Raw genomic sequence first — 13,562 nt, 5'->3', positions numbered from 1 at the left:
AGTTTCGTTTTCTTCCTCGATTTCGTTTATTCCTTTCTTATAAGAAAAAGCGTTTTGAACTTCTTCTATATAGAGAAGTTCAAAACGCTTTTTTTATTTTTTTGCAGTTGCTTGAGCCGCTGCTTTACGAGCTGCTCGCCGCTCTTCCAATCTCTGGCGGTCGATGTCCGACTGCTCATTGTATTTTGGCAAGACCAGTAATTGATAAGCATTTACCGCAAGGAACGGGAATAACAGCAAAGTTACCCAGCTATCGATATTCCCTGCCTCCACCATCAATGCAGGCAGCCATTCTACGGTAGTAATGACGATCATGAAGAATAAAGCTGAGATGAACGTGTCTTTGTTTGTCCATTTCGCTTTGAAGTAAGCTGTTACCACAGCTGTGATTAATAAAATCGCCAGCAATACGCCGTAGAGCCAAACTTGTCCGACCGTTTCCGCGTTAGGTGCAAAGCGGAACACAATCAAATCGAGAATGACTACTGCAATGATCAACAGCTGAACCCAGTTCCATAGCCGCAGCGTGCGGAAAATGTTCATGCCGATTTGGTGAACCGTCAAGTAGGCAAAGAAACAAAGCTGACTGATGATGCTCATTGTTAAACCGATAATGACCATCCAGACAAAGCCTGCCAATACTTCGCCCCATGCTCCGTCCGCTACTGCTTGTGAAAATATATCATCCCAGCGAATGAATAATCCTAGTACCCCAGTTACTCCTCCACCGATTAAAAGCGCTTTAAAGAAAAATTTGACCCAATTTCGTATCGTCACATCAATGCCTCCATTGTTTAAAATCCTCTTAAGATTGTACCAACCCCAGAGGAAAAATCCATTGAGCTCTCAGCTAAGATGTGAACAAAGCTTGAAAGTCGTGACAATTTGCCATATATAGAAGAAAAACCCGAGAGCCGGCATCGGCAATCGGGTTCAGCATTATTGTTTTTTAGCAAACTGGGCAAGAATCTGTTCAGCAATTTCGCCGTAGATTTTTCCAGTTGGATGGTCTTCCAAGTAAACCGAAGGCGCGAAATCTTCTTCGTTCCAATCCGGCTGGCCAAGTGGGATCTGGCCCAGCAATGGCGCTTGCAATTCTTCTGCAAGTTTCGGGCCGCCGCCTTGTCCGAATAAATATTCTTTCTTGCCTGTTTCTTTGCTTTCAAACCACGACATGTTTTCAATGACGCCTAATACTTCATGGTCGGTTTGAATCGCCATCGCTCCTGCACGTGCAGCAACAAATGCTGCAGTCGGGTGAGGAGTGGTAATAACGATTTCTTTAGATGCAGGAAGCATCTGGTGGATATCAAGCGCTACGTCTCCAGTCCCTGGTGGAAGATCCAATAGAAGGTAGTCCAGGTCGCCCCATTCTACATCACGGAAGAATTGGTCCAAGACTTTCCCAAGCATTGGGCCACGCCATACAACCGGCATATTGTCTTCAACGAAGAATCCCATCGAAATGACTTTCACTCCGAAACGTTCAACCGGAATAATCGTATCGCCGCGCACGACTGGGGATTTGTCGATGCCCATCATGTCTGGAACACTAAATCCGTAGATGTCCGCATCGATTAAACCAACTTTTTTGCCGAGGCGCGCTAATGCTACAGCCAAGTTGACCGATACTGTTGATTTACCGACGCCGCCTTTACCGCTGGCAATCGAAATGAATTCGACTTTATTCAGCGGAGACAATAAATCTTGTGCTTCCGATTCGCTGGCAGTCCCACGGAATTGCGCCAAAGCTTCAGGCGGCAGTTCTTCGAAACGGATTCCGACAGATCCTGCTCCCGCTCCTTTTAGCACTTCGACCACTTTCATCTGAAGCTGCATCTGTTCTGGTGTATTCGCTTTCGCAATCGCCAGTTTCACACTTACGTGGTTTTTCTCTTCTTTTATCTTCACGGACGTAATGCCGTTTGTCTCAGTCAGCGATCTATGTAAAAACGGATCTTGAAGCTCTCCGAGTAATTCGCGAACTTGTACTTCAGTCAACATATCTCAAACACTCCCTATCACTTTTGCTCACCCTAAAGTATAACATACCGACTTTTAAATTAAATCTAATGCGACTTAGAAAAGCGGAGGTGCCCGCTTAGCTCTGACCGGCATAAGCCGATTCGGCGAAGCGGCGTTTATTTGCTGTACAATCGGATCGGCTTATGACCCAAAGAATTGGGCACCGCAGCTGGACACTCAGAAAATCGGTGACGCCCATTTTCATTCCTAAAAGCAATATCGTTCTACCAGTTTCAAAGCAAAATAAAACCCCTTTTCTCCAAAGAGAAAAGGGGTTTCTGTAATATTAACGTTTTGAGAACTGTGGTGCACGACGAGCTGAACGCAAACCTGGTTTCTTACGTTCTTTCATACGTGGGTCACGAGTTAGCAATCCAGCAGATTTAAGTGCTGGACGGAAAGCAGGGTCTACAGTAAGTAGAGCGCGTGCAATTCCGTGGCGTACTGCTCCAGCTTGACCTGTGAAGCCTCCGCCTCTTACGTTTACAAGTACATCATAGCTTCCAAGAGTTTCAGTAGCTACTAATGGTTGTTTGATGATTTGCTCAAGTGTTTCGTATGGAACGTAGTCCGATACGTCACGGTTGTTGATTGTAATTGTGCCGTCTCCTGGTACTAAACGTACGCGAGCTGTTGAGTTTTTACGGCGACCTGTACCTAAATATTGAACTTGTGCCAAAGGTGTATCCTCCTCTTATTTACTAATGATTATCCGCGAAGCGTGTAAGCTTCTGGTTGTTGTGCTTGGTGAGCATGTTCTGGTCCAGCATAAACGTGTAGTTTTCTGAACATTTGACGTCCTAAAGAGTTTTTAGGAAGCATCCCTTTGATAGCCAATTCAAGCATTTTCGTTGGGTATTTTGTGCGCATTTCAAGTGCAGTACGCTGTTTCAACCCGCCGCTGAATTGTGTGTGGCGATAGTAGATTTTGTCAGTTAACTTTTTACCAGTTAAGTGGATTTTGTCAGCGTTGATGATGATCACGTGATCACCTGTGTCAACGTTTGGTGTGAATGTTGGTTTGTATTTACCGCGTAAGATTGAAGCGACTTCAGAAGCTAAACGTCCAAGAGTTTGCCCTTCTGCATCGACAACTAACCATTTACGCTCGACTTCGTGACCTTTAGCCATGAATGTTGTACGCATGTATATTGTCCTCCTAATATATCATCTCTTTTTTAAAATCACATGTTCCTATAGTTCCGTTGTTCCGTTGTTCCGTTTTTTCGTTATCCCTAAACACAAATAACCTTCCGGGGCATATCGTGGGGGTAATGAAAATACCATACATCATCATATAATGGATAGCCCTTAAAGTCAAGGGTTTTTATAAAAACACCAGGAAAAGTTGCTTCAGCTTTCATACTCCACATTTTCCAAGTATAAACCGTGTGCTGACGCCGTTTTACCAGCCAAGCTGCGGTCCGCTCCAGCGATGATTCCAGCCATCTCAGAAGCCTCCCTGCGCCCCGTTCCGATTTCCATCATCGTACCTGCAATAATCCGCACCATATTATAGAGGAAGCCGGTACCTTCGATCACCATATGCAATTCTTCCCCATGCTCTTCGAATTCCAGGCGGCGAACAGTCCGCACTTTATCCACTACAGCCGTATTCGCGGCACAGAAACTCGAGAAATCATGTGTCCCAAGAACCGCTTCCGCCGCTTTCCGCATTTCTTCGACATCAGGCTTCTGTTTGACATGAACCATATAATTCCGGGTAAACGGACTAATGATTGAACTGCGGTCCCATTTATAGCGGTACGTCTTGCCCGCCGTATGATAGCGTGCATGAAACGCTGGATCTGCCTCTTCAATCTCGAACACCCGAATATCCTCCGGCAATAAAACATTCAGTGCTTTTAGCCAACCGCTCATCGGAATCGAAAGAGGCGTATCAAAATGGATCACTTGACCCGTGGCATGCACTTTTGAATCGGTGCGCCCGCTCGCCACCACTTGAATCGTTTCGCCCTTATGGATGGTTTTTAGGACTTTCATTAATTCTGCCTGAACGGTTCTAGATTCCGGCTGAACTTGATACCCTGCAAATCCTGAACCGTCGTAGGCGATTTTCGCTTTTAATCGTTTCATGCTTTCTCTCCTTAAGTGCGGAAATACCAAAGTGCAGCCGTAAACCCAGCTAGAAGCAATAAACTCAAGCTGTCAATCAGCCGCCAATCCAGCTGCCGGTAGCGTGTCCGTCCTTCACCGCCGCGATAGCCCCGCACTTCCATAGCTGTCGCTAAATCTTCTGCCCGTTTGAACGCACTGACAAATAACGGGATCAAAAGTGGCACAACCGCTTTGATGCGCTCTTTGATCGGACCTGAGCCGATATCCGAACCTCTTGCCATCTGTGCTTTTAAAATCTTGCCGGTTTCATCCATTAAGGTCGGGATAAAGCGCAGCGAAATGGACATCATCAAGGCCAATTCATGCACAGGCAATTTAACCCGCTTAAACGGCCCCAGCAGCACTTCAATCCCGTCCGTAATCGAAATCGGCGATGTGGTCAAGGTCAGGATGCTCGTAATGAACACCAGAACCAAGAACCGGATGGAAATGAAAATCCCTTGCCTTAAGCCTTCTTCATACACTTCAACGAACCAGAAGCTGAACAGCACATCCCCTTCTTTTGTGAAGAAGATATGCAAAAGAAACGTAAAGATCAATAAAATAAAGACCGGCTTTAATCCATTAATCAAGAAATACAAACGAATCTTCGATAAAAAGACCACGAGCAAAGTGAATACCAACAAAAGCAAATACGTCAGGGCATTATTCGCCACAAAGACGATAGCGATAAACAGGAATACAAATAGGATTTTAGCTCGCGGGTCCAAACGGTGAACCAATGAGTCTCCCGGAATAAACCGTCCGAAAATCATTTTCTCCATCATTCAGCGCCACGCCCTTTCGCAAGAGCCAACGCGATGTTCTTCGCCAAAGCTTCTTCCGTTAACGAAATCCCGTCCAACTCGATTCCCAGCTTCTCTTCCAGCATCCGCTGCAATTTCACTGTCCGCGGCGGCTCCAGCCGGTAATCCATCAATTGTTCTTCATTCGCAAAAATGTCTCTCGGCTCTCCGGAAACGACGCATTTTCCATTATGCATAATCGCGATTTGATCGGCATACCGCGCAGCATCTTCCATGCTGTGCGTCACCAATACCGTCGTCAGCCCTTTTTGCACATGCAATTGATGGAATAAATCCATAATCTCCCGGCGCCCTCTCGGATCGAGCCCTGCCGTCGGTTCGTCCAACACCAGCACTTCCGGTTCCATCGCGAGGACTCCCGCAATAGCCACACGGCGCATCTGCCCTCCGGACAGATCAAATGGCGACTTTTCAAGCACTTCCGGCGGCAACCCCAGCTGAGCTACCAATTCAACAGCCCTGCGTTTTGCCTCTTCTTCCGGCACGCCATAATTCATCGGCCCAAACATGATATCTTTTAATACCGTTTCTTCAAATAATTGCTGTTCCGGAAATTGAAAGACGATCCCTACTTGCCGGCGGATTTCCCGAAGGTTTTTCGCTTTAACGCCCGCTTCCACTTTACGGTCGCCAATGATGACGGATCCTTCTGTCGGTTTCAATAACGCATTTAAATGCTGTAGAACGGTTGATTTCCCGGATCCCGTATGGCCGATAATCGCTGTATAAGATCCCGAAGGAATGTGGATGTTCACATGATGCAGCGCCCTTTTCTCAAAAGGCGTATTTTCAGCGTAGCTATAGCCTACTTCTTGGAGTAGAATGTCCATAAATCCTCCACCAGCCCGTCTTCTGACATATGTTCATTGCTCAATTGGACGCCGGCTTCCGTTAAGAGCTTTGACATCCGCATCGCAAACGGCAAATCCAGTCCAAGATCCGTTAACTTATTGCCCGCGAAGAATACCGTTTCCGGCGTTCCTTCCAATTGCTTATGGCCAGCATTCATCACGATGATGCGATCTGCCAATGCTGCTTCCTCTAAATCATGGGTAATCGAGATAACCGTCAAACCGGTCTCTTTCCGCAATTCCCGGATGGTCTCAATCACTTCCATGCGCCCTTGCGGATCGAGCATCGAAGTCGCTTCATCCAAGATCAGGAGCCTCGGACGCAAAGCAAGTGCCCCTGCAATTGCCACACGCTGCTTCTGGCCCCCTGAGAGGTGGTGCGGTTCATGATTCAGGTAATCCTCCATCTTCACTTGCCGCAGCGACTCATGCACGCGCTGCACCATTTCTGCATGCGGGACGCCGTTATTTTCCAAAGCGAAAGCTACGTCATCTTGCACCGTCGCTCCCACAAATTGATTGTCCGGATTTTGAAAGACCATACCCATCTGCGAACGGATTTCCCATAAGCTTTCTTCGGACATCTTCTGTTCCATCGTGGTCACTGTGCCGCTTTGCGGAAACAGCAACCCGTTCATCAATTTCGCAATGGTGGATTTCCCGGAACCGTTATGGCCCACGAGAGCGATCCACTCCCCTTGTTCAATGGAAAAGGAAAGTCCTTCAACTGCCGGCTTTACTGTTTCATCATCTGGCATATATGTAAATGTCACATTTTCAAAAGACATTATGTTCAAAGTCATCTCAGCTAACCTCCTCTGGCTGTTCTCATCTCTACTCTACTCGGTTTCCTAAGCATCTGTAAATATTGGTATAAATAAAAAAAGCGCGCACCTCATTCAGAGAAATGCGCTTTTCTGTCTCTATGGCTCCCCGGTTGCTTAAGCCAGGGTTGAATGAGGTGCGTAGAGCTAGACAAGACGCCGCCTTTCGGCTCGCTCATCATAACACTCAGCTTTTCATATATGTCGTATAAATCATTATGCTAAAAGAAGAGGGCGTTAACCCTCTCCCCGTAATTCAAATTAAACTAATTCAATAATGACAATCGGTGCGCCGTCTCCGCGACGAGGCCCCATTTTCATGATGCGCGTGTAACCGCCTTGGCGTTCTGCGTAGCGTGGAGCAACGTCATCAAACAATTTTTGCAAAGCAAAGATTGTGTTTTCGTTACCTTCAGCGTCCGTAGATGTTACTAGCTCACGACGAATATATGCTGCAGCTTTACGGCGTGCATGGATATCTCCACGTTTACCAAGCGTAATCATTTTTTCTACAGTTGAACGCACTTCTTTCGCACGAGCTTCAGTCGTTTGAATGCGTTCGTGTACGATTAAGTCTGTTGTAAGGTCACGTAATAGTGCTTTACGTTGAGAACTTGTACGTTGAAGCTTTCTCATTGAAGTTTCCCTCCTTTGTTGAATAGTTCGGATCAGAATTTAAGGCAATCAGTCTTCTTTGCGAAGGCCTAGTCCTAAATCTTCCAACTTCACTTTAACTTCTTCTAGTGATTTGCGTCCAAGGTTGCGGACTTTCATCATGTCGTCTTCCGACTTGCTTGCCAGTTCGTGTACCGTATTGATACCCGCACGTTTCAAACAGTTGTAAGAGCGAACCGAAAGATCAAGTTCTTCGATTGTCATTTCCAAGACTTTTTCTTTTTGATCTTCTTCTTTTTCAACCATGATTTCAGCCGTTTGTGCCTCATCAGTCAAACCAACGAAAATGTTTAAGTGCTCAGTGAAAATTTTTGCCCCAAGTGCAATTGCCTCTTTCGGACCAATGCTTCCATCTGTCCAAACATCAAGAGATAATTTATCGAAATTAGCGAGTTGACCTACTCGTGTATTTTCAACTTGGAAATTAACGCGTGAAACTGGAGTGTAAATAGAGTCAATCGGGATAACGCCGATCGGAAGATCTTCACGTTTGTTCTGATCTGCACGGGCATATCCGCGGCCTCTGTTCGCATACATGCGCATACGGAGATGGCCACCTTTAGCGATTGATGCAATATATAGATCCGGATTCAGAATTTCCACGTCACTATCGTGAGTGATATCTGCAGCCGTAACCGTTCCATCACCTTTAACATCAATTTCAATGACTTTTTCTTCGTCAGAGTAAATTTTAAGAGCCAGTTTCTTTATGTTCAAAATGATTGACGCAACATCTTCTTCTACACCTTCAACAGTGGAGAATTCGTGCAACACACCATCAATTTGAATTGAAGTAACAGCAGCGCCTGGTAAAGATGAAAGTAAGATTCGACGTAAGGAGTTTCCTAAAGTGGTTCCATATCCACGCTCAAGGGGTTCAACAACAAACTTGCCAAGTTTGGCATCGTTGCTGATCTCAACCGTTTCAATCTTTGGTTTTTCTATTTCGAGCATTCATTTTACCCTCCTTCAAAACGTCGGTGTTTTTTCGTTTCATCAAGAATTCGATAGTCACAGACTTTCGTTACGATTTAGATCCATCCAGCAAGTCGTGATGTTCAAAAATCCCATTCAGAATTAACGATTACACGCGACGGCGTTTAGGCGGACGGCAACCGTTATGAGGAACTGGAGTTACGTCTCTGATTGCAGTAACTTCTAGTCCAGCAGCTTGAAGTGCACGAATTGCAGCTTCACGGCCTGAACCAGGACCTTTAACAGTAACTTCTAAAGTTTTAAGACCATGTTCGATTGACGTTTTAGCAGCGGTTTCTGCAGCCATTTGAGCAGCGAAAGGTGTAGATTTACGTGAACCTCTAAATCCTAGAGCACCAGCGCTAGACCATGATACTGCGTTCCCTTGCATATCTGTAATCGTAACAATTGTGTTGTTAAATGTTGAGCGGATGTGAGCAATACCTGATTCGATATTCTTTTTCACACGACGCTTACGAGTTTGTTGTTTACGTGCCATGTTAAGAAGAAACCTCCTTTACTGATTATTTTTTCTTGTTAGCTACAGTTTTACGAGGACCTTTACGCGTACGCGCATTGTTCTTCGTATTTTGTCCGCGAACTGGAAGTCCACGACGGTGGCGGATACCTCGGAAGCTAGCAATTTCCATCAAACGTTTGATGTTCATTGAAACTTCACGGCGAAGGTCACCTTCAATTTTGTATTGATCCAATTGTTCACGGATATTGTTCAACTCGTCTTCAGTAAGATCGCGTACGCGAGTATCTTCTGAGATACCAGCTCCTGCAAGTACTTTCTGAGCAGTAGTTTTACCAACACCGAAAATGTATGTTAATGAAATAACAACGCGTTTGTCGCGCGGAATATCAACACCAGCAATACGTGCCATGTGTATGATGCACCTCCTTCTTATTAGCCTTGTCTTTGTTTATGTTTCGGATTTTCACAGATTACCATTACTTTACCGTTTCTGCGAATAACTTTACATTTTTCGCAGATCGGTTTCACAGATGGTCTCACTTTCATCTAACCCAACCTCCTTAGTAGTCCGGAGTGCAAAAGATTATTTAAAACGGTATGTGATACGACCGCGTGTTAAATCGTAAGGAGAGAGTTCCACTGTAACTTTATCTCCTGGCAGAATGCGGATGAAGTGCATGCGGATCTTGCCAGATACATGCGCAAGAATCGTATGGCCGTTCTCCAGTTCCACTTTAAACATCGCGTTAGGCAAAGTCTCAACGACTGTTCCTTCGATTTCAATTACATCGTCTTTCGCCATCGACCCAGTCTCCCTTCTGTATACAAATCAGGTTCTCATCTTCAAACAGTATTTGCTGATTGAATAATAGTATTCATTCACCAGGAATGCATGAGTGACAGTTGAAAGACAGTCTCCGAGTTCCGCTTTCCGCATAGCAGCGAATAGGGGGTAATCCGGTTAAGCCAGTCTGCCTCATGAATCCTCGACCGCCCGGACTGCCTAGGATGAGTTCCAAACCCGTTACACAGATGCTTCCACGAAACCCATTATACTATTTCCAGTGCGGGATTGCACGGTTCAGACATGGTCTGGAGCAATCTGCACCGGATTTCATATAACCAGGCATTTTATGCTTTTGCAGCTCTCGAAAATTCATATCTCCGGTGCTCCTTAAAGCCACATGGAGGCAACTAACTGCGCCCGGCGCCGAAGATTTAGCCTCGGTCGCCCTTTAGAAGAGCATCAATGTCAGCAAATACTTTTTGAATATCCTGCTGTCCATTTATATTTTTCAACACGCCTTTGCTTTCATAGAAATCAAGAAGCGGCTGAGTTTGTTGGATATTTACTTCTAAACGGTTTGTGACGGTTTCTGGATTGTCGTCTGCACGTTGGTAGAGTTCGCCGCCGTCTTTATCGCACACACCCTCAACTTGAGGAGGATTGAAAATAAGATGGTAAGCTGTTCCACAAACTTTACAGATACGGCGACCCGTTAATCGTTTGACAAGTTCGTCTTGTTCAACTTGGATGTTTACGACATGCTCGATTCTTTTGCCGAGATCGACAAGAAGAGATTCCAGCGCTTCAGCTTGTGGGACTGTACGCGGAAAGCCGTCTAATAGAAAGCCTTCTGCACAATCCGCAGCGCTAAGACGCTCACGGACGATACCGATAGTCACTTCATCAGGTACTAATGCACCTTTATCCATGAACGATTTTGCTTCCAAGCCTAGTTCCGTTCCACCTTTGATAGCAGCGCGAAACATATCACCTGTAGAAATATGAGGGATGTCGTACTTCTCAACAATTTTGTCTGCTTGAGTACCTTTGCCGGCACCAGGCAGACCCATTAATACGATATTCATACGTTTGCCCCCTCAGACAATTGGACAAGGAACGTCTTCACGTTCCTAAGCGCCCATTGATTATTTCATAAAGCCTTTATAATGACGTTTAACAAGCTGAGATTCCAGTTGTTTCATTGTCTCAAGTGCTACACCTACGACAATCAGAAGACTCGTTCCGCCAATTTGTGCCGATTGGGGCAAGCCCGCAAGGTTGATGAAGAAAATTGGCATTACGGCAATCAGTGCCAAGAAGATAGCGCCGACAAATGTTAAACGGTATAACACACTTGTTAAATAATCTTGCGTATTTTTACCCGGACGGATTCCTGGAATATAAGCACCTTGCTTTTTCAAGTTGTCCGACACGTTTTCAGGGTTAACCTGAATGAATGCATAGAAGTAAGTGAATGCCACGATCAAAGCGACATAAATGATCATGCCGACCGGACGCGTGTAATCAAATGTATTCTGGATTGCATCCGTAAACGCGTTGGCACCAAAGAAAGAAGCGATGGTTTGCGGCGTAATGATGAACGCCACTGCGAAGATTACCGGGATAACTCCGGCCGCGTTTACTTTCAAAGGCAAATGCGTCTGTTGTGCACTCGTTGTTTGGCCACGGCCAGCAACTCGTTTTGCATACTGAATTGGAATCTTGCGCAGCGCTTGCTGAACATAAATAACCAATACGGTAACAGCAACAACTGCTAATGCAAGCAACGCCATGATAGCGATATTGATTGGAAGCTGATCGCCAGCCCCTTCAATTTGCTGTGCATATAATTGGTTGATAGCTCCAGGTATTGCAGCGACAATCCCAGCGAAGATGATAATCGAAATACCGTTCCCCACACCTTTTGCCGTAATCTGCTCACCAAGCCACAGTAGAAATGCTGTACCGCCAGTTAAGACAATCGCGATTACCACATAGGTCATAATCGAGTCATCTTGAATCAAAGAGCCACCATAAATTTGGTTAAACCCATAAGACATTCCAATCGCTTGGATAAAGGCTAATACAATTGTGAAGTAGCGAGTGAATTGAGCAAGTTTCCGTCTTCCGACTTCTCCTTGTTTCGCCCACTCAGCAAATTTCGGTACAACATCCATCTGCAATAATTGCACGATGATCGATGCTGTAATGTATGGCATAATTCCCATTGCTAAAATCGAAAAGTTAGCAAGGGCGCCACCACCGAAAGTATTTAAGAATCCAATCAAGCCAGCTTGATCGGTAGCTTGCAGTACATCCGCATCAACATTCGGTACCGGAATGAAAGTTCCGATACGGAAAATGATGAGCATCAGTAATGTAAAGATGATTTTATTTCGAATATCAGTCACGCGCATAAAATTGGAGATTGTCTGAAACATTAAAGCACCTCAGTTTGTCCGCCAGCAGCTTCGATTGCTTCCTTAGCTGATCCAGAGAATTTGTGAGCTTTAACAGTCAATTTTTTCTCTAAGCTTCCGTTACCAAGAATCTTGATACCTGAACGTTCGTTGCTCACGACACCTGATTCGATTAACAATGCAGGTGTAATTTCTGTGCCTTCGTCGAAACGGTTCAATACATCAAGGTTCACAATAGCGTAGTCTTTACGGTTAATGTTCGTAAATCCACGTTTAGGCAAACGACGGAACAATGGGTTTTGTCCACCTTCAAATCCAGGACGAACTCCGCCGCCTGAACGTGCGTTTTGTCCTTTATGACCTTTACCTGCTGTTTTACCAGTACCTGAACCGATACCGCGTCCGATACGCTTTCTAGAACTGCGTGAACCTTCTGCTGGTTTTAATTCATGAAGTTTCATGTGGTTTGGCACCTCCTTCTATAGAAATCAGGGATTAAACTTCTTTGATAGTTACTAAGTGAGCGACTTTAGTGATCATACCACGGATAGCGGCATTATCTTGCTGCTCAACTGTTTGATGCATTTTACGCAAGCCCAAAGCTTGAACAACTTTACGTTGCCCTGGTTTTGAACCGATTACTGATTTTGTGAGGGTAATTTCTAGTTTAGTAGCCATGTAATTTTCCCTCCTTATCCTAATAGCTCTTCTGTAGTTTTGCCGCGAAGTTTTGCAACTTCATCAGCGCTCTTCAGTTGAGTTAAACCGTTAATAGTAGCACGTACCATGTTTATTGGAGTGCTTGAACCTAGAGATTTAGACAAGATGTCTTGTACTCCAGCTAATTCAAGTACCGCACGAACAGGTCCGCCTGCAATAACTCCAGTACCAGGTGAAGCTGGTTTGATAAGAATTTGGCCTGCACCAAAACGACCAGTTACTAAGTGTGGAGTTGTACCTTTAACCATAGGTACTTCGATTAAGTTTTTCTTCGCATCTTCAATAGCTTTACGGATTGCATCTGGAACTTCTTGTGCTTTACCAGTACCAAAACCGACTTTACCATTTTTGTCGCCTACAACAACTAATGCGGAGAAACGGAAACGACGTCCACCTTTTACAACTTTCGCTACGCGGTTAATCGTAACTACGCGTTCTTCAAGTTCAAGTTTGTTTGGATCAATACGACGCATGAAATGTGTCCCTCCTTCTTTTAAAATTGTAAACCGTTTTCACGTGCTGCTTCTGCAAGAGCTTTGATACGTCCGTGATATAAATAACCACCGCGGTCGAAAACGATTGAGTTTAAGCCTTGTTCAGTTGCACGTTTAGCGATTGTTTCGCCGATTTTTGCAGCAGCTTCCAAGTTGCCAGTAGATTCGCCTGTGAAATCTTTTTCCATAGATGAAGCACTAACAAGTGTAACGCCGTTTGTATCGTCGATCAATTGAGCGTAAATGTATTTATTTGAACGGAATACGTTTAAACGTGGGCGTTCTGCTGTACCCGTAATTTTAGAACGTACGCGTGCATGACGTTTTTTACGAGATGCGTTTTTATCGAGTTTCGTAATCACTGA

Annotated in this window: 20 protein-coding genes; all 20 read right to left on the bottom strand. The window is 45.0% G+C overall.

The features are described 5' to 3' along the window. Positions 1 to 93: 93 nt before the first annotated feature. Positions 94 to 777, bottom strand: a complete 684-nt coding sequence (locus AC2EXB_RS00860; RefSeq protein ID WP_483603014.1) for a KinB-signaling pathway activation protein — start codon at positions 775 to 777, stop codon at positions 94 to 96. Positions 778 to 939: 162 nt separating this feature from the next. Further along, a complete protein-coding gene (locus AC2EXB_RS00855; RefSeq protein ID WP_052654045.1) occupies positions 940 to 2,004 on the bottom strand; it encodes an Mrp/NBP35 family ATP-binding protein in 1,065 nt (354 codons plus the stop codon). 307 nt (positions 2,005 to 2,311) lie between these two features. After that, positions 2,312 to 2,704 (bottom strand): 30S ribosomal protein S9, encoded by a 393-nt coding sequence (gene rpsI / locus AC2EXB_RS00850; protein ID WP_033542771.1) that lies wholly within the window; start codon positions 2,702 to 2,704, stop codon positions 2,312 to 2,314. Positions 2,705 to 2,733: 29 nt separating this feature from the next. Then, complete coding sequence (gene rplM, locus AC2EXB_RS00845) at positions 2,734 to 3,171, bottom strand: 50S ribosomal protein L13 (protein WP_235197823.1); 438 nt, start codon at positions 3,169 to 3,171, stop codon at positions 2,734 to 2,736. 207 nt (positions 3,172 to 3,378) lie between these two features. Then, complete coding sequence (gene truA, locus AC2EXB_RS00840) at positions 3,379 to 4,122, bottom strand: tRNA pseudouridine(38-40) synthase TruA (RefSeq protein ID WP_483603011.1); 744 nt, start codon at positions 4,120 to 4,122, stop codon at positions 3,379 to 3,381. An 11-nt stretch (positions 4,123 to 4,133) separates the two neighbouring features. Beyond that, positions 4,134 to 4,931 carry an energy-coupling factor transporter transmembrane component T family protein gene (locus AC2EXB_RS00835; protein ID WP_483603009.1) on the bottom strand — a complete coding sequence of 266 codons (798 nt, stop codon included), beginning with the start codon at positions 4,929 to 4,931 and terminating at the stop codon, positions 4,134 to 4,136. Beyond that, the gene (locus tag AC2EXB_RS00830; RefSeq protein ID WP_483603007.1) at positions 4,928 to 5,800 is read right to left on the bottom strand and encodes an energy-coupling factor ABC transporter ATP-binding protein; all 873 of its coding nucleotides are present in this window, start codon (positions 5,798 to 5,800) and stop codon (positions 4,928 to 4,930) included. Before AC2EXB_RS00830 ends, AC2EXB_RS00835 begins: the two co-directional genes overlap by 4 nt. Beyond that, positions 5,776 to 6,624: an energy-coupling factor ABC transporter ATP-binding protein gene (locus AC2EXB_RS00825; protein WP_483603005.1), complete on the bottom strand. Its 849-nt coding sequence runs from the start codon at positions 6,622 to 6,624 to the stop codon at positions 5,776 to 5,778. The genes AC2EXB_RS00830 and AC2EXB_RS00825 overlap by 25 nt, the downstream gene beginning before the upstream one ends. A gap of 282 nt (positions 6,625 to 6,906) precedes the next feature. Continuing rightward, positions 6,907 to 7,281, bottom strand: a complete 375-nt coding sequence (rplQ, locus tag AC2EXB_RS00820) for a 50S ribosomal protein L17 (protein WP_052654065.1) — start codon at positions 7,279 to 7,281, stop codon at positions 6,907 to 6,909. A 48-nt stretch (positions 7,282 to 7,329) separates the two neighbouring features. After that, positions 7,330 to 8,274, bottom strand: a complete 945-nt coding sequence (locus AC2EXB_RS00815) for a DNA-directed RNA polymerase subunit alpha (RefSeq protein WP_483603004.1) — start codon at positions 8,272 to 8,274, stop codon at positions 7,330 to 7,332. A 130-nt stretch (positions 8,275 to 8,404) separates the two neighbouring features. Next, on the bottom strand, positions 8,405 to 8,794 hold the full coding sequence (rpsK, locus tag AC2EXB_RS00810) for a 30S ribosomal protein S11 (protein WP_052654071.1): 390 nt from the start codon (positions 8,792 to 8,794) through the stop codon (positions 8,405 to 8,407). 25 nt (positions 8,795 to 8,819) lie between these two features. Beyond that, complete coding sequence (gene rpsM, locus AC2EXB_RS00805; RefSeq protein WP_052654076.1) at positions 8,820 to 9,185, bottom strand: 30S ribosomal protein S13; 366 nt, start codon at positions 9,183 to 9,185, stop codon at positions 8,820 to 8,822. A gap of 23 nt (positions 9,186 to 9,208) precedes the next feature. Beyond that, entirely contained in the window at positions 9,209 to 9,322 is a 114-nt protein-coding gene (gene rpmJ / locus AC2EXB_RS00800; protein WP_006828951.1) for a 50S ribosomal protein L36, read from the bottom strand. 37 nt (positions 9,323 to 9,359) lie between these two features. After that, positions 9,360 to 9,578, bottom strand: a complete 219-nt coding sequence (gene infA / locus AC2EXB_RS00795) for a translation initiation factor IF-1 (RefSeq protein ID WP_006828950.1) — start codon at positions 9,576 to 9,578, stop codon at positions 9,360 to 9,362. A gap of 416 nt (positions 9,579 to 9,994) precedes the next feature. Beyond that, entirely contained in the window at positions 9,995 to 10,648 is a 654-nt protein-coding gene (locus AC2EXB_RS00790; RefSeq protein ID WP_251480203.1) for an adenylate kinase, read from the bottom strand. Between the two features lie 60 nt (positions 10,649 to 10,708). Next, the gene (gene secY, locus AC2EXB_RS00785) at positions 10,709 to 12,004 is read right to left on the bottom strand and encodes a preprotein translocase subunit SecY (protein ID WP_235197818.1); all 1,296 of its coding nucleotides are present in this window, start codon (positions 12,002 to 12,004) and stop codon (positions 10,709 to 10,711) included. Beyond that, entirely contained in the window at positions 12,004 to 12,444 is a 441-nt protein-coding gene (rplO, locus tag AC2EXB_RS00780; protein ID WP_052654087.1) for a 50S ribosomal protein L15, read from the bottom strand. The genes secY and rplO overlap by 1 nt, the downstream gene beginning before the upstream one ends. 34 nt (positions 12,445 to 12,478) lie before the next feature. Continuing rightward, on the bottom strand, positions 12,479 to 12,661 hold the full coding sequence (gene rpmD, locus AC2EXB_RS00775; protein WP_235197817.1) for a 50S ribosomal protein L30: 183 nt from the start codon (positions 12,659 to 12,661) through the stop codon (positions 12,479 to 12,481). A 14-nt stretch (positions 12,662 to 12,675) separates the two neighbouring features. After that, entirely contained in the window at positions 12,676 to 13,176 is a 501-nt protein-coding gene (rpsE, locus tag AC2EXB_RS00770) for a 30S ribosomal protein S5 (protein WP_052654093.1), read from the bottom strand. Between the two features lie 20 nt (positions 13,177 to 13,196). Continuing rightward, the gene (gene rplR / locus AC2EXB_RS00765) at positions 13,197 to 13,559 is read right to left on the bottom strand and encodes a 50S ribosomal protein L18 (RefSeq protein ID WP_235197816.1); all 363 of its coding nucleotides are present in this window, start codon (positions 13,557 to 13,559) and stop codon (positions 13,197 to 13,199) included. Positions 13,560 to 13,562: the final 3 nt, after the last annotated feature.

Source organism: Planococcus alkaliphilus (genome assembly GCF_057031095.1).
The sequence above is the reverse complement of the archived record's forward strand: the minus strand, read 5'-3'. Positions and strand labels throughout refer to the sequence as shown.